A 23,517-nucleotide genomic window follows, 5' to 3' on the forward strand; every position below is an offset into this window, starting at 1 on the left:
GAAACTCCTTCTGCAAATTTAATCAACTAACTATTTTGGGAAACCTTCATTAATCCAGGTCTGGAACATCGCAACCTGTTCTTTTGTAAAAGGTGGATAAGGCGGTGGCGGCATGCCGCCCTGCAGTTGACTCAACACCATGCTGGCATTGAGCCTGACGTCATCATATTTGGTCAGGTCCAGTCGCCACATCATGGAGGCACGAAACTGATTGAACAAAGGTGCAATATCTTTTTCAAATGAAACCTGGCTCATGATGTCAGCTCCATATTATCAACAGGAATTTTCCAGACACAGCCGCTGCCGGCACGTGCGCGTATATCTTTTTTTGCAGTGAATTCAAAGTCGCCAAAGTCAACTACATACATGAAGTTGCCATCAGGCGAGAAGGCGACATCAATGGGCCGGTGCCAGGGTACAGATGCCAATGCAGGCAAGCTATGTTTGCTCCAGTCACTGGCATCAACCCGAATAAGATTGCGCCCTACCCTGGGGCCCGGTGGCCCGGTCATGGGACGTTCATCACCAAATTGGGCGACGATGAGATCACCGGCATGACGCAATCCGGCAGGTATCTGTGCCATCTTGACTGCGCAGGCGTTAACATCGAAGGCCAGCAAAGGCCTTTCAGGTACTGGCAATTCTGCATGATTGCGCAATACAAATGCTTGCCCCTCACCTTGCGGATTGCGATAAACAGGCGCATTGATCGGCAGGCCACCCAGATAATCTGGCCAGCCATACCAGGCACCAGGTTTTACCTCAAACAAAAAGTCAGGACAATTCCAGACTGGCCGCACACCGCGTACATCCGTGCCCTGCTCAGTCGCAATGAGCCTGCCGTCCGGCAGGAACAGCAAACCAAAGGCATTGCGTATCCCCCAGGCGACCAGTTCCAGCCCTGTACCATCCAGATTGCAACGCATGATGCTGGCGGTGCATGGTGTCTGGCCTTTCAAGCGGGTTCCACCTGCATGCACCTGTCCAAAGCGGGCAAACGCGCTGGTAGAAATTTGCTGACCCTCAGGGGTGGTAACTGTCGCAACATGATCGTCAAGCTCAATGTCATAGCCAGGTATATCAGGCGCATGTCTGGTTTCGCGCAACCACGCCAGGTCGTGCGAATCTGTTCCTATAATGCCGCTATTGGTCATGGCACCCTGGCCAAAATACATTTTATTATCTGGTCCTACCGCCACCATATTAGTGTGGTAATTGCCAAAGCCAGGCAAGTCATCCAGCAATACTGTCCACGCGCCCGTATGTAGATCAAGACGGCTGATACGGCCTGGGTAACCACCTTCGGAGATGATCAGGCTGTTGTCATGCCAGACCAGGCCGTTCACTGGCTGGCGCAAATTATTCAATAATTCCCGGACACTGCCATCTTCATTGATGTCCAGTATGCGCCCGCCCTTGGCAGCGCCATCAAATGGCAAACCCGTTTCAGCAATATATACCTGCCCCGCAGGAGAAACTGCCACGCTGCTGGGGAAATTAAGATGGCGCACATAAGCATGCATAGCCGCGCATTCGCTTTGGTCTTTTGGCATTGTGAAGTGCCCGCCTGTCAGTCGTTATACATCATGCGCACGGCCAGAAAGCACATGTAGGCACCGGCCAGCAATTCCACGCGTTTGGGTAAAAAATTGCGTATCCAGTTGGCGAAATACAGGCCAAAGCAAGCCATGCCAGCGCTGATGACACCAATGATGATGGCCGATGTCAGCACAGGTGCACTGGAAAAGCTGACACCGGCACCGGCGATGACATTGTCGAGACTCAATGCCAGAGGCAAGCCAAATAAAAATGCCTGGTGATTTACAAATTCGGGTAAGCCTTTAGATTCGCTACGACAGGCCAGCCACAAGATAGCGATGCCACAAGCCAGCATGGCAAATGGTGCGATGCTTGATGCAATCGGACCAAGCATCGCGGTCAGGCCATGCCCAAGAAACAACCCCAGTATGGCAGCACCCAGTTCACAGGCACAAAACGCGATTGCCAGCATATGCATGCGTTTGCGCTGCATGGGTAAGAGACCAAGGGAAGTACTGGCCTGCAAATTATCCAGCCCGGCAACGATACCAAATAAGATAACTTCAAGCATGTTGTTCCTCCTTATCCTTCAAACCATAGATACGTAATACTCCGCCCTGTTTACCAAATACCAGCGCACCAGCCACCATGTAATTGCCTGCCACTGCCGGCCCCAGGCAATAACCATAGCCACCATTCATACCACCAGTCTGGTCACCCAGATCATCATGCCAAAGCATTTTTCCGCTATAGACATCAAAGGCATACACGGCCACTTTGGAGGTTGAAAAGAACACCAGATCATTGACGACTACAGGTGAACTCAAACCTGACTCACCTGGTGTTCTGTACATGGGTGGTTGTGACTCTATATACAGGCGCGGGTCACTGTCATCCATGGCCCAGGCATCTTCCAGGGTTTCCCAATCCAGGGCGCGCATGAAGGGGGTCGTGCGGTAATCAATGCCCGCTTCGACATTGTGATAATTATTGCCACCCACCCCTATGAACAAACGCCCCAGCGCAGTGTGCACCGCTGCCGTGCTATAGGTACCGGAATAATTTTCCTGGTCTTCTTCATCTGACTCCTGATTTGGCACATAGGGGTCCATGCGCTGGTCATTGGGAGAGACATGCGGATCTACCGTGGGTATCTGAGTGCCATCGTTATAGAAAGGCAGCAACTGCCGCCAGTTCAGCAATTCCAGCGTCGCTGCATCAAACCTGAAGAAACCACCATTCTTGCAGCCAGCAGTGACGATGCGGCGGCCATTGATCGTCATTAGTGTCGGTGAGCCACCGAAATCAACATCGACGTCAGTAGCACGATAACTGCTTTCTGCCGGAGGCTGGCTAAAGCCGCGGAATTCGCCGCTGGATGCATCCAGCGACAGGATGCCGTTGGAAAACCCCTTGCTGGGCAAGGAACTGTCAGGTACGGGGTTGCCGGTTGCGCAGTACAGGCGATCGAGCCGCTCATCGTAAGCAATAGACGACCAGACCGAAGCACCGCGTATGGCAGGATTATTCGGCCCGATGGAATACATGGCTGGCAAGGTGCCACTCACAGATTCTGGCGGCAAGACATTGGGTAAATTGGGTACACCTTCTTCGTACTGGCAAGTGCAGTATATCCATTGCACTTGCCCGGTCTGGGCATCCATGGCATAAATAAAGCCAAAGCAGCCGGGGTTTTCGCCTTCCCCCATGCCAACAAAAACCAGGCCATTACTGCCGTCTGCAGCCGCTACCACCGGAGATGACCAGCCCGCTGCAGGCACACCTGCCGAGACATCGCCAAGATTGGATGTAGGCTGATTGAAATCAGGATCAGCATGGCGCAAATCCACGACCCAGTTCAAACTCAGGTCGGTCGCATTCAGGCAATAGAACTTGCCATTGAAGGCGCTGAAATAGACTTTATTGTCCCAGATAGCCGGCGTACAACCCATGCCCATGAAGCCATGCGTATCACCCTCAGTGGGATCTATCGGCCATTCATAATGCGCTACTGTCATGCCGCTGGACAATTCTATCTTCATGAACTTGCCACCATTCGCGCCAGGCAGCTCATGATTATTGGCTAGTCCTACGTATAGATAACCGTCGACAATGGCAGGCACGGACAGGACCGGGCCAGGGATGGCTATATCGTGCAGTAATTTAAATTGATCAAGTGTGTCGCGACTGATATCACTACCCTGCACTTCACCCGTGTGCGCAGTATCGCCATGAAACATCCACCAGTTAGTTTGCGTCATTGCTGCTCTCCAGAATATCAGGCGGGAATATAATCAAATGTAGGGCCAGCAGTCTGGCCAGGTACGACTTCCTGCGTCATCAGCAACTGTGCCTGCTCTCTGAGTGACTGCATGGACAGCAAAGCCAGGGCAAGGTTGTCAGGCTGGCCGTTAAAGACATTGTGCAACTTGCGCAACATGTCAGAGTAAGTACGGTTAAAAGTCAGGTTCAAATCGGCAATACGCGGCTTGCCGCCATAGCTATGCCGGTTTGGATTGCTGATAACGGGGTAAATGCCGCTGGCATCAAACTCTATGCGGTGGCCTTCAAATACCCAGGCTGGCTGGCCTGGTTTTGGTGTGGGATTGGCGATCAGCTTGCGGCCATGATAAATCTCTGCATACTTGTAGTAATGCGCGAGTTCATGCTCAGGGTCCAGAGGGCTGATATCACTGCCTTCGCCCTGCTCAACGATCATGTCTATCGCAGCTAGCGCGGTTGCCTCATCATAGACACCCTTGTTTTGTAATTCCCTGAAGCCTGTCACCAATTGTTTTTCTGGCGGGCCAGTAAAAATATTGCCCATCTTGGACAGTTCGCATATCTCTTTTTTGATGTGCGCATAAAACTCGCCTATGGTCACGCCGTCCGCTGGTGGCGTATCGCCATCCACGGTTTTTTCCGGCTCTTCTATCACCATGAATACATCCAGCACCAATTGCTTGGATAGCGCGGCCAGGGGCACAATCAAACTGTCTTCCACAGAACCTGGCAAGTTGCCCGGGTAGTGAGGAATAAAACGGGGATGATCGATTTTTGGATGCCCACCGATGGCATTGAGGACATTGCAATCCAGCGACATGTGCAACATTTCCTGCTTGACGATGGACTTGATGAGATGGGCTATTTCCAGATTCTGGTCTGTCTTGATCGAGTACAAGGCATACAGATAAGGCGGGATGGTGGAATGCTCAAGCTCTATCGCAGTTTGCATGGAATGCTTGAGCAACTTCAAGCGATGATCGAAGCTATTGTCATGGCATTCAATTAATGCATGTTTGAGGCGAATCATGAATTCTCCCGATGGGTAACAGTCCACTAACGCTTAATGTCTTCCTGTAATTTGAAAGACATATTTAACATTTTTAATAGTCTATTTAACATCATCCATCATGATTGCAAAATGCGCAAGTGATTATCTAAAAAACAAATAAAAAATCACACTCCTGTATCTTTCATGTAACTCATGCCAGAAAAGCATGGCATCTGTCCGCTACTTTCCAAATCCCCTGCTTGCTGAAAATCCATCATAAGTACCGGATTTCAATACTTGCTGTGCAAGCACACAGGGCCTGCGATTTTCCATTGGCATAGTTTTTTTTAATTTGCGAGACTTCGCTCCGAGCTCTCCGCCGGAGTGTAATTGTGCGGCGAAGATGCTGCCAGGAATGTTTAGCTTCCATTGCTTATATTGATTAAAGGATCACCATGAAACATATTTTTAAACTGACAGCCATCGCTTTCTCCAGCTTGATGGCGATGTCATTTTCTGCCCATGCACAAGACAAAACGGCACAAGAGCCTGAGTCAACGGCAGTGGTAGGTGCTGGTGTGTTCTATGCACCCGAATATATAGGCGCGAAGAAAAATCGCTTTGGCCCAGCTATCTTTGCTGAATACCAAAACAAGAACGGTTTCTTTGCCAGCACCATGCGTGGTGTGGGTTTCGGTACGAAAGTAGATGATTTCTCATTCAGCGCAGCCTTGGGTTATCGTCCAGGCCGCGAAGATTCACGCGATTCAAAATCTTTGTTCAGTTCAGATGATTTGAAAGGCATGGGCAATATCTCTGGCTCAGCAACAGCCAACCTGCATGCAGGCACTACATTTGGCCCAGGCATCAAGGCAAGTATTGATGCCAACCTGGCACTGTCGCACAGAGAAAATGGCAATGCCTACAAATTTGGTCTGGCAGCACCTGTATTCCAGACAGCAACAGACAGAGTAGAAATTGCGGGCAACCTGACTTACAGCGATGCGAAATATAACCAGACTTATTTTGGCGTGACGCCGACGCAAAGCACCAACTCCGGTTATAAAACCTTTGCTCCTAAAGCAGGTTTCTCCCAGGCGATGGCAACAGTTGCATGGACACACGTGATAGATAAAAACTGGTCAGTACGCAGTGCCGCCGGTGTATCGCAAGTGATGGGTGACGCTGCGGATAGTCCACTGACGAAAAAGAAAACAAGCCCGATATTGATGACTACGGTCAATTATGCTTTCTGATTTTTAGAACGTAATTCTTGCTTGAGTACAGGCCGTGATGATAGAGAGACATTATCATCAGGGCCTGTATCATTAATGGGCCGGAGATGGCACTGCGGCAGTCACTGGTTTGACGCGCAAGGCAGTGACAACGCCAACAATCAATAAAATAATTCCCAGCAAAACCATGGGCTCTGGCATGCGCTTACTGAGAATAAATGCATAGGCCAACGCTGCCAGTGTTTCGAACACGATGAGTTGCCCTGCGAGATTGGTAGGCAAGCGCTGGCTGGCCTGATTCCAGCACATCGTGCCCAGCCATGAGGCAAACAAACCTATGATCAGCATCAGGGTGATGAAATATTGTGGCCGGGGTCCGAATGGCATGGCAAAGTCTTGCCCGGTCACACTCATGTATATCCATAGCACCACATAGCCCAGCAAGGCCAGTGGTAAAGTGGCGATACCTTGCGCAGTGGCCCAGACCCTGGGGTTGCGGTCAGGGTGGTGACGCAGCCAGTCAGCATTTCTTAAGGGATACCAGGTCCAGCAGGCAACGGCAACCAAGGCGAATAAACCACCAATGATATAGGTCTGGATATCTTTGTCAGAAGCTGCCCGCAATGCAGCTATTTCCACGCTATTGACGCAGGCAACGCCAGCAAAAATAATCAATAGCGATGGCAGCATGCGCCTCCAGGCAATGCTGCCATCGCGCTGGGCATTGCGGTAATTGGCAGTGATGGCGATAACGACCGGTAGCGTCCCTATCAGCATGGTGGGCAGCGGCGCACCAGAGCGTTGTATGGCACTGGCCAGGCAAAGGTAGTAGAGGATATTGCCGACCGCTGCCAGCTTCAATGCCTCTATCCAGTCTGACTTGTTCAGCAAACGCAATTGTCGCCTGTCCATCCAGGCTATAGGTAAAGTAATCAAGCCGAATGCCAGATAGCGGCCAAATGATTGTAAAGCCGCCGGGTATTCAGGCAAGAGTAAAGGCCCGATAAATACCAGACCCCACATCAAACCTGCTGCCATTGCATATAAAACGCCGATACCCATAAAGTCCACCCTTGAAAAAGAGCCAGCTTAGAACATCATGGAATGGCAGTCTTGTACCAGATTGCGCTTACAAGCAATCGAAGCAGTAATTTATGCGCGCATCTGCTGCTGATAACGTGCAGGTGTCACGCCATAGCGGCGCACGAAAGCCTTGTTCAAATGAGACTGATCTGTCAGGCCAGTTGCAGCTGCCACCTGCGCCGGAGGCAAGCCTTTGCCCAACAGACATTTTGCCTCATACAGACGCAAGGCCATCAGCATTTGCTGTGGCGTAGCATGATATTGCGCCTTGAAGCTGCGCAAGAAATGAAAAGGACTTAAGCCTGCAACCAGAGCCAGTTGCTCAAGGCTGATGCGCTCAGCCATACTGGCGCGCATGTAATCGAGCACGGCGGTGAAACGTTGCTTGGTCAGAGATGCAGGTGCTTGCGGCGCACTGGCAAAGCGCTTGAATTCAGACAGGATATCAAACAGAAGGCTGTCAAAACTCAGCTTGTCAGTGGCTTGCCAGATTTGTTCAAGCATGACACCCAGTTTGCGCGCACTGATGGCATCACGGGCAACGGCATCCTTGAACCACCAGCCACGCTCACCCGTCACTTCTGCCACCACTTCAGGGTCTATATACATCATGCGGTAGCGCCAGCCGGTATCAGTCTCTGCCCTGCCGGTATGCAATTCATCCGGGTTCATCATCACTACCGAATCTTGCGGGGCCAGATGATCGCTACCGAGATAACGAAAACGCTCCACCCCGCTGGCGATAGAACCCAGGCCAAATGCTTCATGCGTATGCGGTTCAAAGGCATGAGCAACGATATGGGCGCGGTATAGCTCTACACCTGGGCGATGTTGCGCTCTTTTGAATTCAGCACGATCGCTCGCATGTTCAAAGCTTTCAGGCACACCAGACATGGACAAAGCGCCTTCATTGTGCTGAAGGCCTTGTTGTATGCTGGTATGGATGTTCGCTATGTCCATGAGATATCTTGCCTGCTTTTACAATACCGATTCAACGCCACGGTTAGCCAGTTGATCGGCTCTTTCATTACCAGGGTGGCCAGTGTGGCCACGCACCCAGCGCCAGTCGATTTCATGGATGGCACGTGCAGCATCGAGTTGCTGCCACAGGTCGACATTTTTTACCGGCGCCTTGGAAGCTGTTTTCCAGCCCTTGGCTTTCCAGCCTGTAATCCATTCAGTGATGCCCTTTAATACATACTGACTATCAGTATGCAGAGTGATATGACAGGGACGCTTCAATGCACCCAGCGCCTGTATCACCGCCATCAATTCCATGCGGTTATTCGTCGTTTCTTTTTCGCCACCAAATAATTCTTTTTCTTTATTGCCAGCCACCAGCAAAGCACCCCAGCCACCAACACCGGGATTGCCTTTGCAGGCACCATCTGTGTAAATTTCTATATTATCCATTTGATTCTTTTGATTTGTTTGCAACTGGCAAGGCATGTGCACTGGACACCCGCTTTTGTTTCCATGCGGGCCCTATCAAATGCATGCCTTTTACTCTTTTTACGGCCTGCAATATATACACTGCGCCAAAATAAGGCCACCAGCGTTGCCCTGCTTTTTCCATGAAACGATAACGTTGCAACCATTTTTCCGATTTAACGGGAGGGGCATAGCAACCAAAATCGCTGCTACCCACTTCCATATTCAATAATTTCAGCCAATCTTTCAAACGCGGTGGGCTGATGAATTCGCCTTCTTTGGGCAAGAAATAATTTTTGCTCAAACGCCCGGTTGCCTGCCTTGCCCCCCACAGGCTGGCACGGTTAAAGCCGGTGACAATGACCCGCCCCTCAGGTATCAATACCCTCTCGACCTCGCGCAATATCTGATGCGGTTCCTCAGCAAATTCCAGCACATGCGGCAAAACGATCAAATCTATGCTGTGCGCATCAAAGGGCAGCTCAGCAAAATCATGAATAACAACGACAGGGCGCTTGTGCCCGGGCTGATTTTCATCCGGCATACCGGAATTGGTCAGCCAGCGATGTGGCATGCGGCTCGCTGCGAGTGCATCAATTTGCGGCAAACCTATCTGTAAGGCATTGAAACCAAAGATGTCCACCGTCAATTTATCGAGCATGGCCTGCTCCCATTGACGGATATAGCTACCGGCTGGCAGCTCTAACCAAGCTCCGAGGTCTATAATGTTTTTTTCCAAAGCATCCATGCCTGATATGAAGAATTCCCTGAGTATATTGACTGTCCCCGCCTTTGACGACAATTATCTATGGATAATCCATGACGGCCAGCATGCTGTCGTGGTTGATCCTGGCGATGCCATGCCAATTTTACAAGCTCTGACACAGCACCAACTGACATTGTCCGCTATTTTACTCACTCATCACCATGCAGATCATATAGGCGGTGTCCCGCGCCTGCTGGAACATGCGGCTGTACCGGTGTTTGGCCCCACCAATGACAAGATAGCTGTCGTTACGCAAAAGCTGAAACAAGATGATGTAGTGACTGTGCCCGGCATCAATCTGGAATTGAAAGTGCTGGATGTACCCGGACATACCTTAGGGCATATTGCTTACTTCGCACCTGAGCAGCATTGGCTGTTTTGTGGTGACACCCTGTTTGCCGGTGGCTGTGGCCGCCTGTTCGAGGGTACGCCTGCACAGATGTTGCATTCGCTCGATCAACTGGCCGCTTTGCCTGATGATACGGCTGTATATTGCGCCCATGAATACACCTTGTCCAATCTGCGCTTCGCCAAAGAGGTCGAGCCTGGCAACCAGGATTTGCTGGAGCGCATCAAACGTGAACAAGCCAGACGTGAACAAGGCATACCTACCGTGCCTACCCAGATAGGACTGGAAAAACAGACCAATCCATTCTTGCGCAGCCGCGAAAGTACAGTCATCAGCCGCCTTTTGGAAAGCGGCAAAATTCCTGCAGCACAAAATGAAGTCAGCCATTTCGCTGCCTTGCGTGAATGGAAAAACCGTTTTTAAGAAACATTGCAATGCATTCAACAGAAAAAAATATAAACCCCACAGCAAAATCTTTGGCCCTTTTCTGCAAGGTGGTCGATAACTTCGGCGATATAGGCATTTGCTGGCGCATGGCCAGGCAACTGCAGCGAGAGCATGGCATCGTTGTCGCGCTATGGGTGGACGATTTGCGCAGTTTCCAGCGGATCTGCCCGCAAGTGAATATTGATGCTGAAGTGCAGGAAATTGCGGGCGTTACCGTCAGACACTGGCGTGATCAGCAGGGTACATTTAATGTGGCCGATATTGCCGATATCGTCATAGAATTTTTTGCCTGTGATATACCGCCTGGCTATATCCAGGCCATGGCAAAGTGTGATCCGCGCCCGGTCTGGCTCAATCTTGAGGGTTTGACGGCTGAAGAATGGGTGGAAGGCTGCCATACCCTGCCTTCGCCGCATCCTTCCTTGTCATTGACCAAGCATTTCTTTTTTCCTGGCTTCAACAACAAAACCGGTGGCCTGTTGCGCGAAGCCAGCCTGGACCATGAAAGAGCCGCATTTCAAGCTGATACTCAGGCTGTCGCTGTCTTCCTGGGGCAGTTGGGGTTGACTGAAACCGAGATCAATAGCACAAAAGTATCGCTGTTTTGTTACCCGCATGCACCTGTAGCTGATTTGCTCAGAACATGGCGAACCGGCGATCAATCCATGACTTGCCTGGTGCCTGAAGGCGTCGCAAGTGAAGCAATCGAAGCGTTTCTGGGGCAAGCATCCAAAGCAGGTGTCAGTTGCAGTCAAGGTGCATTGACAGTACGTGTACTGCCCTTCATCCCGCAAGCCGATTACGACAAATTGCTGTGGGCTTGCGATATCAACTTTGTCCGTGGTGAAGACTCATTCGTGCGGGCGCAGTGGGCTAACAAACCCTTCATCTGGCATATCTATCCTCAGGATGAAAACCTGCATCATGTGAAATTGAATGCATTTTTAAAAACCACTACATCTGCGACAGCAAGCCTGATTGCCTTGTCACATGCCTGGAATGGTGTCAGCCATCCGCCCTTGGACTGGCCAGAAATATGGCAAACCTTTCAAGCCGACCTGTCTGAAATTACACGGCTTTCTGACGGCTGGCAGGAAAAAATGCACGAAAATGGGGATATGACGGGCAATTTATTGAAGTTCGTCAATACACTTCGGGTAGCAAGCCAAAAAGATGCAGTATAATGTTGGGTTAATTTTTAACCTGTTTTAAATCTCAATCAAACGTGGGCTTGCGGTGATTTTTTGCCAGTAGGCAACAGATGATTTTTATGCAACCTACTTTTTACGTATACTCGCTATGAAATTTGCAAAAGAAATTCGTGTTGGCAACATCATTATGGTCGACAGCAAACCAATGATCGTATTGCGCTCTGATGTCAACGGCTCCAGCCGTACAGGTTTCACTTACAAGTGGAAAATGAAAAACCTGTTGACTAACAGCCCACAAGAAAACGTCTTCCGTGGCGACGACAAGTTTGACGTAGTTGTATTGGACAAAAAACCAGTTACTTATTCTTACTTCGCTGACCCACTGTTCGTATTCATGGATCAAGAATACAACCAGTATGAAATCGAAGCAGAAAACATGGGCGAATCCATCAACTACCTGAAAGATGGTATGGAATGCGAAGCCGTGTTCTATGACGGTAAAGCTATCTCTGTTGAATTGCCTACAACCATCGTTCGTCAGGTTATTTACTCTGAACCAGCAGTTAAAGGCAACACTTCAGGCAACGTCCTGAAAGAAGCCAAGATCGAAAACGCGATCGAAGAATATTGCCATATCGTTCAAGTTCCACTGTTCGTCAGCCAGGACGACATGATCGAAATCGATACACGCACTAACGAATACAAAAAAGTCGTACGTAACTAAGCAATAAGACGTAAAGACCGTGCAAAAAACGCCGCTGAATATAGCGGCGTTTTTTTCGCCAAAAATCAATTTATTACCATTTAGACAATATAAAAGCCTTTACTGCAAGGCGAAAGAATTTGCTTGTTAAATCTGAAGCCACTTACAGACTCCGGGCATCATCAACGAACAGATATATGCATCGCCATAATTTATTTATTTGACAATATTTACTGCGGCCATTAAAATTTAACTGTTTTTTACTATTATTCGCTTAAACATATTGTGCGTATGATATGGATGACATGTAGTAGGCCCTATCAACAAGCGCCCGGATGACGCTCACCAACAATATACCCGTGAAAAAAATAAACACGCTGTTCGGAATTTTCTTTGCTTCTGGTTTTGCGGCTCTCGCTTACCAGATTTATTTCGCGAAAAAACTTGCCCTGGTCTTTGGCAGTCAGTCCAGCGCTACTTATACGGTGCTGGCGATTTATATGGCTGGCATGGCGATCGGAGCAGCCATCGGTGCTGGTCTGGCAAAACGCACGCGTTTCCCTGTACGGACGTATGCCATGACAGAATTGGCAATCGCCTTATACTGTCTATGCACGCCCTATATATTTTCATATGCACATGACATCTATCTGATGATCGCAGTCGGCTACAGGCCTGATTCCGGTTCGCTCGTCATTTATCAGGTTTTACTGGGTGCACTGGTCCTGCTTTTCCCGACCATATTGATGGGCTTGACCTTTCCTTTGCTGGTGCGTGCCATCGCGGATAGCAAATCCTGTATCGCCTCTATCTCCTGGTTTTATTCCGCCAATACTTTTGGTGCGGCATCCGGGGCCTTATTATCGGGTTATCTGATCATTCCTGCTCTGGGCATGAATGGCACACTTTTGCTGTCCTCAACAATAGATATCCTGGTGGCATTGCTGGCATTCTTGCTGGTGAGTGAGACTAAAACATCAGATACCTTGCACACGGAAGGACAGGAGCAAATCAATCAACCGGTACACAGTTCACACCGTTTCGGACTGCTCGTCTTGCTCATTGTCGGCGCGCTTACGATGATGATGGAGGTCTCAACCATCCACTTACTGGCGGTAGTCATAGGCAATAGCACCTATGCTTTTTCCCTTATGTTGACCTGCTTCCTGGCTGGCTTGGCCCTGGGTGGCCGATACGCAGGAAAAGCATCCAAACGCACTGCCAACGAGCATTTGAATGAAGCATTGTTCTTGCTTACCTGCACTATCCTGTGCTCCACATTTTTGTGGCACCTTTCATCATTGTACTTTTATGGACTGGCACAAAGTTCAGTTCCATATTCATTCTGGTTCCGTGAATTCTTGCGAGCTATTCCTGCCATCATCATTGCCCTGCCACCGGCATTCGCCATCGGCGCTCTTTACCCTGTCAGCATGAACATTGCGTCCAGAGGGCGGCATGATGGCATAGGTTTTCCGTCAGCCATTAATACCCTGGGTAACATCGCTGGCGTATTGCTTGCGGGATTTGTACTCTTGCCTGCCATCGGTGGATTTCATACCAGCCTGCTATGCGGCATTGTCGCTTTCGTGTTGCTGTTGATTTCCACATGGAATACACGCGATAAATCTGCCCCGGTATTCCAGCAGTATGGCAGCGCCATTGCCGCCACAGTACTTTTGATTGTCTGCCCCAAACAACTGGACTTGAATGTCATCGCCTCGGGGATCAATACTTATTTCAGACCTACTTATTATGCGGGCTGGAAAATGATAGACCATGCAGAAAGTGCAGACGGCGGCCTGACCGCAGTCGTGGCGCAAGACATAAAAGGCAAAGAATTTAAAACCCTGACCACCAATGGTAAATTCCAGGGTAATAATGCCATGGAACGCGGCACTGAAATGGCACCTCAGACTGGCTATGGGCTTATCCCCATGCTCCACCTGAACAATTATGATAAGGCCTTGGTAATAGGATATGGCACAGGTGTTACGGCGATGGCAATACATGAATCCGGCTTCAAATCCATGAAAATCGTTGACCTGAGCCGTGACTTGGTGAATATTTCCAATCGGCATTTTGCCGACGTTAATCAGCACGTTGCATCACAAGCTGGCGTATCTTTTTTTTATACCGATGGCAGAAATTATTTATCACTAACACATGACAAGTACGACCTGATCGCGATACAACTGTCTTCCATCTGGTTTGCCGGTGCGGCCTCACTTTACAATCAGGAATTTTATGCTTTGGCGGCAAAGAGACTCAATAACGATGGCATACTGAAGCAATGGATACAGCTAAAGCATATGTCAAAGCGAGATTTGGAAGTCATGATCGCCAGTGTATCCCATACATTTCGCTATGTATGGGTATATGCAGTGGGTACGCAAGGCGTCATGATAGCCAGCAATGGTTCAAGTGCATTTCCAAACAGTCAAAAGGAAGAACGTCTGCTGTCCATGAGCACGAATACGAAAATGAAAGCATATCTGGATCTGTATCCCAATGGAATACGAAGTATTTCCGAAGCACTGATACTGAACCCAGAGCAAGTCAAGTCCATGATTTCATCCAAGGAATTACTGCTGTCAAATGACAACAATCTCTTACTGGAATACAGTACGCCAAAAGGCAATGCGATGAGAGAGATTGATTTCAGAGACAATCTTGATTATCTGAAAAGCTTTGCGTCAAAACCATCACTTAAACAGGCAGCGACTGAACCTGCATCGCTCAACAGATAACAGGCGACAAAAGTTGAGCTTCAAAAAAACATCCCTGCAAAAAGAAATTTTGCAGGGATGTTTTTTATATCAACGAACGATTAAAAAGCAGGTACGACCGCCCCCTTGTATTTATCTTCGATGAATTTTTTAACTTCAGGTGAATTCAAAGCGGCAACCAGTTTTTTGAATGCCGGGCTGTTTTTATTGTCTTCACGTGCCACCAGCAAATTTGCATATGGTGAATTTGCATCTTCAATAAACAAAGAATCTTTCACAGGATTGAGTTTTGCTTCTATCGCATAGTTAGTATTGATCAAAGCCAGATCAACCTGATTCAATACACGTGGCAGAGTTGCGGCTTCCAGCTCCTTGAATTTCAATTTCTTCGGATTTTCAATAATATCTTTTTGGGTAGCAGAGATATTTTTGGGGTCCTTCAATTTCAACAAGCCCTGTTTGGCCAGCAGCAGCAAGGCGCGGCCTGAATTGGATGGGTCATTTGGAATAGCGACCGTAGCGCCGTCTGGCAAGTCAGCCAGTTTTTTGTACTTGCTTGAGTAGGCAGCAAAGGGCTCTACATGCACCTTGGCGATAGGCACTTCGATATCGTTCTTGTGGCTTTTCTTGAATTCATTCAGGTAAGGCTGATGCAGGAAGAAATTGCCATCCAGGTGTTTTTCATTGACCTGCACTGCCGGCTGTATATAGTCAGTGAAAACTTTCACTTTCAAATCAACACCCTCTTTGGCGAGTTGCGGTTTGATAAATTCAAGTATCTCTGCATGCGGCACAGGGCTGGCAGCAATGTTCAAGGTTTCCACTGCAAATGCTGCCGGTGAAAATACTGCAGCGGCTGTCAGGCCACTTGCAAGAATAAGTGAGAAACGGCGTTTCAAGTTAAAAGACATACAGACTCCAATTTAAAAAATAAAAACTTACTTAGTTATGTACCTAGTTACTTAGCTACTTATTCCGCTAGTTACTTAGCTACTTATTTAGCAATTTACTTACGTGTAAATTTCAACACCAGCTTGTCGCCCACGAACTGCAGCAACTGCACCAGTACAATCAAAATAAATACCGTGACCACCATGACTTCGGTTTGAAAACGTTGGTAACCATAACGCAGCGCCAGGTCACCCAGGCCACCACCACCAATCACTCCCGACATGGCTGCATAAGACACCAGGGCTATCGTCGTTACAGTCGCTGCTGCCAGCAAACCCGGTAAAGCTTCCGGCAACAAGGCATGCCAGATAATTTGCCAGGTCTTGGCACCCATGGCCTGGCAGGCTTCGATAATTCCTTTATCCACTTCACGCAAAACGTTTTCCACCAAGCGTGCAAAAAATGGTGTTGTTCCTATTACCAGCGGCGGTATCGTGCCAGGTACTCCCAGCGATGTTCCCATTAACAGCAATGTGAAAGGAATCAGCACGATGAGCAAAATAATGAAAGGGATGGAACGTAAAATATTCACGACGACAGACAACACCGCGTAGAGCATTCCCTGTTCCAGCAATTGTTTTTTACCCGTCAAAAACAGCAATACACCCAAAGGCAAACCCAGCAGCACCGTGAATAGCAGCGAGGCACCTGTCATGGTTAAAGTATCGAGTGTCGCCAGTGCGATATCACTCCAGTCAATTTGAGAGAAGTCCATCAATGTACTCCTGCCGCTGCGCTGATTCTTGCAACCCTGACACCTGCATTGATGAGCAGATTCTCCACAACCTCAGACTGCTCTTCCGTACTATGCAACTCAACCAGCAACTGTCCGTACGGCGTATTCTTGATGCGTCCTATCACCCCTTGCAAGATCGCGATATCAATCCCTGTCTGTGCTGCGATGCGTGTAATGATGGGCTCATTCGTGCTGGCACCAACATAACTCAGGCGCAGCAAATGACGATCCGGGTCCTGATCACTGCGTTCAAGCGCTGACAAATCCAGTGCCTGATTTTCAGCAACCAGGCTTTGCGTCACTGCATGCTGAGGGTGCAGGAATACATCGACAACTTCACCCTGCTCAACAATTTTACCGGCATCAATCACTGCTACCCTGTCGCAGATCGTTCGTATCACCTGCATTTCATGTGTAATCAAAACGACGGTCAGACCCAGCTTTTGATTGATATCCAATAACAGGTGCAAGATGGCCTGCGTGGTCTCAGGGTCAAGTGCAGAAGTCGCTTCATCGCACAACAAGAGATGGGGATAATTTGCCAGCGCGCGGGCAATACCCACCCTCTGTTTTTGCCCACCCGATAACTGCGAAGGATACTTGCCACCCTGGTCTTGCAAACCCACCAGTTCAAGCAGTTCGACAACTCTTGCCTGGTTTTCCTGTGCTGTATATTTCCCGCTCAATTTGAGAGGAAAGGCAATATTTTCAGAGACGGTTTTTGCATACAATAAATTGAAATGCTGGAAGACCATACCTATGCGCTGGCGCAAACTATGCAACTGCGGTCCGTCAAATGCGGTGATGTCTTCGCCTTCTATCCACACCTTGCCCTGGCTGGGGTGCTCCAGCAAATTCAAAGTTCGCAGCAAGGTGCTTTTACCCGCACCTGAGCGGCCTATGATGCCAAAAATTTGTCCTTTATTAACTTCCAGATTGATATTGTTGAGGGCCAGCACTGACTGACCGTTGACCTTGTAATACTTACCTAATTGCTCAATACGTAACACTTATTTCCCAAACAAAATATGTAACCGATGGGGAGCACTGTAACGAAAGGAATCAAGCTTTTCCAATCATATAATCGAATTTGTATATACAAAAAAATGTCTAAAGTAAGAAGAAAATCGGATGAAACTCAGATGAAAAACAAATGACTAACTTGCCTGCCATCAAGTTTATCTAAAGCAAGAAATATGATTTTGTGTTTAAATCGCTTGTATATTCCAAGCCTGAATACTATGTTGGAATGAGTTTCAATCTTCGCTCCATGTGAGCAAAAAGCGAGTGCAATAATGGTAACTTCAGTCAATTCTTCCAGTTCAGCGCAAACCCAGCAGTTGCTTCAGCAAGCTGCAGAAGCGCGCGCAAAACAAAATAGTGAAACCATAGGCGCTGCGCCTGACAGGGATTCCGGCACGGCTGATGCCATTGCAGATGCAAAAAGGGTCACAAACGCGCAAGCTGCACAGCAAGCACAGTTGAACAAGCAGGCAGCAAAGTCGCCCGAACCACCGCCAGACCAGCCTAAACCCGTGGTCAATACCAGTGGTCAGATAACAGGAACAAGGATTAATACTACAGCCTGAATTAGTCTTCGCCCTCGAAAACCGCCAGCAGAAATGCCTGGCGGTTTTTTTATTTCCCAAATCTGTCATAAGCTCATAAGCAAAGATTATTTGCAGCAAAGACAAGTGATCAGCACATAATGCCAGCGAATGCTAAGCTCTAAGAAACTGCTGCAAAACTAAGATGGCCAAACACCCCCGGCCAGGCGTCGCCGGCTCAGACAATACTTTAGTACGGCAAGGCAGCGCAACAACGCCAGGTTAATTTTGCAACGGTTTCTCACTCTGTGCGCCATCAGACAGTGCCAGAAGTACATCACGTTAATAATGCAATTTATGAATAAAAAAAATCTACTCGCCACTTCCATCGCCGCATTGTTTATGACAACGGCCAGCTTCAGTTTTGCTGCCAATTTAAAAATTGGCCTGGCGGCGGATGTGAATTCTCTGGACCCGCATTATTTCAATAGCGGCCCGAATAACGCCATGGCTTCGCATTTGTTCGAGGCACTGGTCAGTGTTGACTCTGACGGGCGGGTTGCACCTGGTCTGGCACTCTCATGGAAGGCGATCAATCCCACTACCTGGGAATTCAAGTTGCGCCACGGTGTGAAGTTTCATGATGGCAGCGAAATGACGGCAGAAGATATCGTGTTTTCCCTAGACCGCCCAGCGCAGATAAAGAACAGCCCTGGTCCTTACACCAGCTTTACCAAGCAAATCGTCGGCAAACAAATTGTTGACCCGTACACGCTACGTTTGAAGACTGCAACTGCGTATGGCCCACTGCCACTGGACATGAGTTCTGTCTTCATCATCTCAAAAAAAGCTGCATTGCGGGCCAGCACGGATGATTTCAACAGCGGCAAGGCAGCAATAGGCACAGGTCCTTATAAATTTGCCAGCTTCAAACGCGGCGATGCCGTTGAACTGACAAAAAATGATGCTTACTGGGGCGAGAAATCGGCTTGGGATAAAGTCACCTTCCGCATCATCACTGCAGGTGCACCACGCATGGCCGCCCTGTTGTCTGGTGATGTTGATGCCATAGAAAGCATACCGCCAGCAGATTTGAGCAAGCTCAAAAACAATGCCAAATTCAAGCTGGAACAAAAAATTTCCTGGCGCACCCTGTTCTGGCAACTTGATCACCAGGCCAGGGTCTCACCTTTTATCACCGACAAAGCTGGCAAACCCCTTGCTGCCAATCCGCTCAAGGATATACGTGTACGCAAGGCCATTGCCAAGGCCATCAACCGCACGGCATTGACAGAACGGATACTGGAAGGCCTGGCAGTGCCCGCATCCAATCTCGTCGCCCCTGGCGTGTTTGGCTACAACGATAGTTTAAAGGTTGAAGCTTACGATCCCGAAGGTGCAAAAAAATTGCTGGCTGAAGCTGGTTACCCAAATGGCTTTACCATCACCTTGCACGGGCCGAATAACCGCTATATCAATGATGAACAAATTGTGCAGACAGTGGCGCAATTTCTCAGCAAGGTGGGCATACAGGCCAAGGTAGAGACACAACCGCTGGCGGTGTACTTCCCCAAGGCAGCAAAAGGCGATTACAGCATGGCTTTGCTGGGCTGGGGTTCACTTGCCGGTGATTTTGCTCTGCGCACAACTTTAGGTACCGTCAACGCCGAGAATGGCTGGGGTAGCTGGAACTGGGGTAAATACAGCAATCGTGCGGTGGATGAGGCGATAGAATCTTCCCTGGCTTCTGTCGAAGCCGACAAACGAGAAGGCTTTGCCAGGAAAGCAATGGCCACAGCCATGCAAGATTACGCCGTTATACCTTTGCACCATCAATATGCCAGTTGGGCATTGCGCAAAGGTTTGAATTACAAAGCAAGAACGGATGAATTTACTTTTGCGCATCAATTCAAGCCAGACTAAATGAAGCAAAATTAATTAAGCAAATTAATGAAGCAAAGAAAAATCCCGCGACTTTGCAATCGCGGGATTTTTATTTACCTTAATTTAGCTGATCAGGATTTATTCAGCACACCCTGGCAAACTGCTTTTTGCGGATCACTCGCAGGTAACTTGCCGCAAATGCCATCAAGTTGCGTACGGGCTTTTTGGTATGCAACCTGGTGCTTGCCTTCCTTATTCCAGTCTGTGAGTTTTTTACCCATTTTTTCCAAATAAGCGCGGTTACGCTCATAGAAGGCATTGTCGACTTTTGCTGCTTCACCAAAAACGTTTTGTACGGCTTTTTGTATACGTGCATCATCATTCGGTGCCAGATCAACCAGATTACTGACATAGTTGGAACCCCATTGCAAACGGGTGGCCGGGCCTTTGGCGGCGTTATAAGCCTGCTCATACCAGTTTGCTGCGCCCACCTTGTCGCCACGTTTCTTGGCATTTGAACCCAGGGTAGACATGAAATAGTAAGGTGAATGTGAACGCTTGAGTTCAGCCTTGAGCAAGCTGTCAGAATCATCAAGCAAACCAGCATCACCTAGCGCATGCGCAGCAGCATTGACGACAGACTGGCGCTCATAAGCATCGGTAGTTGCCTGCTCTATCAAGCCTACGCGTTTTTGCACATCCTTTTGCAATGCTGCTTCTGGCTTGGCATTGTCAAGACTAGCCAAGGCTACCTGGGCACCAACTGCGCCCAGCCTGTCGGTCTTGGAGATCGTGGCATCATCAGCTAGCTTGACCAGGGCAATGTTCCAGGCACGTACCAGCTTGTTGCGCGATTCTGATTTGGCCGTGGTCAGAAACTCTGTGATTTCGCCAGCTGCGTTGCTCAATAGATCCATATTGTCACGCGCTGTTTTTGCGTCAGCGATGGCTTTCAAGACTTTCTCTGTTGCCTGTGCCTTGTCTATGGTTGGCAAGGTTTGACCAGGCTTTGCCGTGGCTGCTGCATAAATACCGCGCAGGTACAAACGTGTCGCATGCAAGCCAGCAGGACTCAGTTCAGATAATTTCAACAAGGTAGCAACCAGCTCTTTAGCGGGTACCAGTTTTTGTTCAGGATCATCCCATGAATAGTCAGCCAGTAAACTCCAGTCTTCTTCCTTGAGGTTTTTGTTGCCCGCCAGCGCCAGCTTCATCGTTTCCTGCACCGACAGTGAAGTATTCAGGGCCTGGGTCAGGACTTGCAGATAGCGTTCAGAATCAACTTCCCCAGGCAGGCGGGTAATCTCGGTGCCGTCAGGCTTGAACAAGATCATGGTCGGATAGCCGCGCACCTTGAATTGCGAAGCAAATTTTTGCGCACCTGGCGTGTCGCCGTCCAGATATACGGGAATGAAGTGGCGTGATTTATCGATGAATTCCTGACGATTGAAGATCGTTGCCTTCACCTGATTACAAGGCGGACACCAGATTGCCCCCCAATACAGGAACAAGGGCTTGTTGCTGGCTTTCGCCTGGGCAAAAGCCGCATCCACATTATTGTCTTTGCGCCAGTCTATACCGGCTTGTGCAGCGTGAGCAGAGGCACTGGCCGCTTTGTTGTCAGCAGCATAAGCTGGAAACGATGCAATATTTGTAGCCGCACTCGTAGCCAATAAGGCCAGCATCAGGGAGGAAGTCATCTTCATGGATTTGGACCCGGATAAATATATCAGGCACTCAGTGTAACAAAATTAATGTACTTGTTGTGCGGCGAACATGGTCCGATATCAGACTAATTTTGAGCATACATATTTGTTTTTCTCCAGCAAAGAAAGCACAGCCCGCTTATGCCATTTCTATCTAAGTAAGTAAAAATATCATCGTTCACAAGCCAGGCATTATTACGCATGATGGCTGATCTGAAACTGGAAAGTAAAAAATGAGCAAAATCGCCCATGTAAAACAATTAATCAAAACACGCCAACGCCAGCGCCGCACCACTTTTACTGCAACCTTGTTGATCGCAGGCATCAGCCTGTTCGCCTTCTACAGTACGGCACAGGCTGCTACTGGCATCCTGAATGCGTCCTATGATGTGACGCGGGAATTGTTCAAGGATATCAATCCAGCCTTTGTCGCTGACTGGAAAAGGAAAACCGGCGAAAGCATCAGCGTCAACCAGTCTCATGGTGGCTCAAGCAAACAGGCCCGCTCCGTCATTGATGGACTGGAAGCATCGGTAGTGACCATGAACCAGGCCAATGATATCGACATCCTGGCAGACAAAGGTTTATTGCCACAAGACTGGGCCAAGCAATTCCCGAATAATGCTGCACCGTTTTATTCGACCATGGTGTTCCTGACGCGCAAGGGCAATCCCAAACATATCGCCAGTTGGGACGACCTTGGCAAATCCGGCTTGAAAGTCATCATTCCCAATCCAAAAACGTCTGGCAATGGTCGCTATAGCTACCTGGCCGCCTGGGGCTCAGTCATCAAGAACGGTGGCACGGAAGCGCAAGCCAGGCAACTGGTGGAAAACCTGTTCAAGAATGTACCGGTGCTTGACGGCGGTGGACGTGGTGCGACCACCACTTTCACACAACGTGAAATTGGTGATGTACTGGTGACATTTGAAAATGAAGTACAACTGGTGCGCCAGGAATTTGGTGACAACTTTGAAGTTGTCTATCCAAAAATCTCCATCCTGGCAGAATCCCCGGTCGCAGTAGTCGATAAAGTCGCAGACAAACTGGGCACCCGCAAAGTCGCGACTGCTTATCTGCAATTCCTGTACACCGAAGCTGGCCAGGACCTGATTGCCAAACACTACCTGCGCCCACGCTCAGAAGTCGCGGCAAAAAAATATGCCGCTTCTTTCAAGTCCGTGAATTTGTTTACTGTCGATGATGTATTCGGTGGATGGAAGCAGGCACAGAAAAAACACTTTGATGATGGTGGTGAGTTTGACCGTATCTATGTAAAAAAATAGGTTTGTATTAATCTCAAGATAGACGGCACGACAGAAATCAATTCAAGTAAAACATTTATTTGGTTTTTCCTAATACACCGAGCATGGGAAGATGTTTTCTGTCGTGATAAGTCAGTGACAAAAGAATACAGTGCTTCACTTCATCAACCGGGATTTCATCGTCCAGATGAAAAATAATTGCTCTGTTACCTTCGAACTTTAGCTTATCGCTGTAAAGCTCTTTGAATGTATCAAGCAGCCGCGTCTGACAATGAAAATACATGGCGTATTGCTCAGGTGCTGAACTCTTCCAATCCATTCTGACGGTGCTGCCAGTCTTCGCGAGATAGCTTGGCTCACCCCATTTCAGGGTTTCTTCCAGCGTGTCGGCAAACTTACATTCTGATGCGGTATCCAAAACCAATTGACGCAGGTACATCAGCTTGTACCGTATATGCGTTGGGTAGTTGCTGAATACTTTGGCGACCTGTGGATTTTTAATTTTATCCATTTCTCCCCTCCTCCTCGCTGACACATCGTGCTGAATGCTTATGTCGAAATAAACTGAAGAGAAAAGCATACCGCAAAAACAAAAAAAGCCCTGATTTCTCAAGGCTTTTTTCTCTCTCTTAACGAGAACTTACTGGCGTCCCCAAGGGGATTCGAACCCCTGTACTCACCGTGAAAGGGTGATGTCCTAGGCCTCTAGACGATGGGGACA

Annotated in this window: 22 protein-coding genes and 1 tRNA gene; 8 read left to right on the forward strand and 15 right to left on the reverse strand. The window is 48.7% G+C overall.

What is annotated here, in order from left to right; genetic code table 11:
- Positions 1–30: 30 nt before the first annotated feature.
- From AC07OI_RS06055 to AC07OI_RS06075, 5 genes are read right to left on the reverse strand one after another with little or no spacing between them, the layout of a single operon-like run.
- Positions 31–255 carry a hypothetical protein gene (locus tag AC07OI_RS06055; RefSeq protein WP_492702703.1) on the reverse strand — a complete coding sequence of 75 codons (225 nt, stop codon included), beginning with the start codon at positions 253–255 and terminating at the stop codon, positions 31–33.
- Complete coding sequence (locus tag AC07OI_RS06060; protein ID WP_495256577.1) at positions 252–1,553, reverse strand: PQQ-dependent sugar dehydrogenase; 1,302 nt, start codon at positions 1,551–1,553, stop codon at positions 252–254. Before AC07OI_RS06060 ends, AC07OI_RS06055 begins: the two co-directional genes overlap by 4 nt.
- A 17-nt stretch (positions 1,554–1,570) precedes the next feature.
- The gene (locus AC07OI_RS06065) at positions 1,571–2,110 is read right to left on the reverse strand and encodes a manganese efflux pump MntP (RefSeq protein WP_492702701.1); all 540 of its coding nucleotides are present in this window, start codon (positions 2,108–2,110) and stop codon (positions 1,571–1,573) included.
- A complete protein-coding gene (locus AC07OI_RS06070; protein ID WP_492702700.1) occupies positions 2,103–3,800 on the reverse strand; it encodes a PQQ-binding-like beta-propeller repeat protein in 1,698 nt (565 codons plus the stop codon). The genes AC07OI_RS06065 and AC07OI_RS06070 overlap by 8 nt, the downstream gene beginning before the upstream one ends.
- A 17-nt stretch (positions 3,801–3,817) precedes the next feature.
- Positions 3,818–4,852, reverse strand: coding sequence for a ferritin-like domain-containing protein (locus AC07OI_RS06075; RefSeq protein WP_495256578.1), 1,035 nt, complete (start codon positions 4,850–4,852; stop codon positions 3,818–3,820).
- A 416-nt stretch (positions 4,853–5,268) separates the two neighbouring features.
- On the opposite strand from AC07OI_RS06075, the gene AC07OI_RS06080 reads away from it, so the two are divergent.
- Positions 5,269–6,069 (forward strand): MipA/OmpV family protein, encoded by an 801-nt coding sequence (locus AC07OI_RS06080; RefSeq protein ID WP_492702698.1) that lies wholly within the window; start codon positions 5,269–5,271, stop codon positions 6,067–6,069.
- A gap of 72 nt (positions 6,070–6,141) precedes the next feature.
- On the opposite strand, the gene AC07OI_RS06085 is transcribed toward AC07OI_RS06080, so the two are convergent.
- The 4 genes from AC07OI_RS06085 to AC07OI_RS06100 all read right to left on the reverse strand — a co-directional run bounded on the left by AC07OI_RS06085 (position 6,142) and on the right by AC07OI_RS06100 (position 9,310).
- A complete protein-coding gene (locus tag AC07OI_RS06085) occupies positions 6,142–7,110 on the reverse strand; it encodes a DMT family transporter (protein WP_495256579.1) in 969 nt (322 codons plus the stop codon).
- A gap of 90 nt (positions 7,111–7,200) precedes the next feature.
- Positions 7,201–8,025 carry an AraC family transcriptional regulator gene (locus tag AC07OI_RS06090; protein WP_492703112.1) on the reverse strand — a complete coding sequence of 275 codons (825 nt, stop codon included), beginning with the start codon at positions 8,023–8,025 and terminating at the stop codon, positions 7,201–7,203.
- Positions 8,026–8,109: 84 nt separating this feature from the next.
- Entirely contained in the window at positions 8,110–8,544 is a 435-nt protein-coding gene (rnhA, locus tag AC07OI_RS06095; RefSeq protein WP_495256580.1) for a ribonuclease HI, read from the reverse strand.
- Positions 8,537–9,310: a methyltransferase domain-containing protein gene (locus AC07OI_RS06100; RefSeq protein ID WP_492702695.1), complete on the reverse strand. Its 774-nt coding sequence runs from the start codon at positions 9,308–9,310 to the stop codon at positions 8,537–8,539. The genes rnhA and AC07OI_RS06100 overlap by 8 nt, the downstream gene beginning before the upstream one ends.
- On the opposite strand from AC07OI_RS06100, the gene gloB reads away from it, so the two are divergent.
- The 4 genes from gloB to AC07OI_RS06120 all read left to right on the forward strand — a co-directional run bounded on the left by gloB (position 9,288) and on the right by AC07OI_RS06120 (position 14,728).
- The gene (gloB, locus tag AC07OI_RS06105; RefSeq protein ID WP_495256581.1) at positions 9,288–10,100 is read left to right on the forward strand and encodes a hydroxyacylglutathione hydrolase; all 813 of its coding nucleotides are present in this window, start codon (positions 9,288–9,290) and stop codon (positions 10,098–10,100) included. The genes AC07OI_RS06100 and gloB overlap by 23 nt on opposite strands.
- A gap of 11 nt (positions 10,101–10,111) precedes the next feature.
- Positions 10,112–11,308 carry an elongation factor P maturation arginine rhamnosyltransferase EarP gene (gene earP / locus AC07OI_RS06110; protein ID WP_495256582.1) on the forward strand — a complete coding sequence of 399 codons (1,197 nt, stop codon included), beginning with the start codon at positions 10,112–10,114 and terminating at the stop codon, positions 11,306–11,308.
- Positions 11,309–11,423: 115 nt separating this feature from the next.
- Entirely contained in the window at positions 11,424–11,999 is a 576-nt protein-coding gene (locus AC07OI_RS06115; protein ID WP_110254008.1) for an elongation factor P, read from the forward strand.
- A gap of 338 nt (positions 12,000–12,337) precedes the next feature.
- On the forward strand, positions 12,338–14,728 hold the full coding sequence (locus AC07OI_RS06120) for a fused MFS/spermidine synthase (RefSeq protein ID WP_495256584.1): 2,391 nt from the start codon (positions 12,338–12,340) through the stop codon (positions 14,726–14,728).
- Between the two features lie 80 nt (positions 14,729–14,808).
- Here AC07OI_RS06120 and AC07OI_RS06125 read toward each other — a convergent pair whose 3' ends face one another.
- From AC07OI_RS06125 to AC07OI_RS06135, 3 genes are all read right to left on the reverse strand, one after another.
- Complete coding sequence (locus AC07OI_RS06125) at positions 14,809–15,618, reverse strand: MetQ/NlpA family ABC transporter substrate-binding protein (RefSeq protein ID WP_495256585.1); 810 nt, start codon at positions 15,616–15,618, stop codon at positions 14,809–14,811.
- Between the two features lie 95 nt (positions 15,619–15,713).
- A complete protein-coding gene (locus AC07OI_RS06130) occupies positions 15,714–16,373 on the reverse strand; it encodes a methionine ABC transporter permease (RefSeq protein WP_495256586.1) in 660 nt (219 codons plus the stop codon).
- The gene (locus AC07OI_RS06135) at positions 16,373–17,404 is read right to left on the reverse strand and encodes a methionine ABC transporter ATP-binding protein (RefSeq protein WP_495256587.1); all 1,032 of its coding nucleotides are present in this window, start codon (positions 17,402–17,404) and stop codon (positions 16,373–16,375) included. Before AC07OI_RS06135 ends, AC07OI_RS06130 begins: the two co-directional genes overlap by 1 nt.
- A gap of 285 nt (positions 17,405–17,689) precedes the next feature.
- On the opposite strand from AC07OI_RS06135, the gene AC07OI_RS06140 reads away from it, so the two are divergent.
- Both AC07OI_RS06140 and AC07OI_RS06145 read left to right on the forward strand, forming a co-directional pair.
- A complete protein-coding gene (locus tag AC07OI_RS06140) occupies positions 17,690–17,983 on the forward strand; it encodes a hypothetical protein (protein ID WP_495256588.1) in 294 nt (97 codons plus the stop codon).
- Between the two features lie 315 nt (positions 17,984–18,298).
- Complete coding sequence (locus AC07OI_RS06145) at positions 18,299–19,864, forward strand: ABC transporter substrate-binding protein (RefSeq protein ID WP_495256589.1); 1,566 nt, start codon at positions 18,299–18,301, stop codon at positions 19,862–19,864.
- Positions 19,865–19,956: 92 nt separating this feature from the next.
- Here AC07OI_RS06145 and AC07OI_RS06150 read toward each other — a convergent pair whose 3' ends face one another.
- A complete protein-coding gene (locus tag AC07OI_RS06150) occupies positions 19,957–21,531 on the reverse strand; it encodes a thioredoxin family protein (protein WP_495256590.1) in 1,575 nt (524 codons plus the stop codon).
- A 233-nt stretch (positions 21,532–21,764) separates the two neighbouring features.
- On the opposite strand from AC07OI_RS06150, the gene AC07OI_RS06155 reads away from it, so the two are divergent.
- Positions 21,765–22,817 (forward strand): sulfate ABC transporter substrate-binding protein, encoded by a 1,053-nt coding sequence (locus AC07OI_RS06155; RefSeq protein WP_495256591.1) that lies wholly within the window; start codon positions 21,765–21,767, stop codon positions 22,815–22,817.
- 55 nt (positions 22,818–22,872) lie between these two features.
- Here AC07OI_RS06155 and AC07OI_RS06160 read toward each other — a convergent pair whose 3' ends face one another.
- The gene (locus tag AC07OI_RS06160; RefSeq protein ID WP_492702684.1) at positions 22,873–23,307 is read right to left on the reverse strand and encodes a DUF1801 domain-containing protein; all 435 of its coding nucleotides are present in this window, start codon (positions 23,305–23,307) and stop codon (positions 22,873–22,875) included.
- A gap of 133 nt (positions 23,308–23,440) precedes the next feature.
- A tRNA-Glu gene (locus tag AC07OI_RS06165) sits at positions 23,441–23,516 on the reverse strand.
- Position 23,517 lies beyond the last annotated feature (1 nt).

It is taken from the genome of Undibacterium sp. GW821-FHT07F11 (assembly GCF_059418665.1).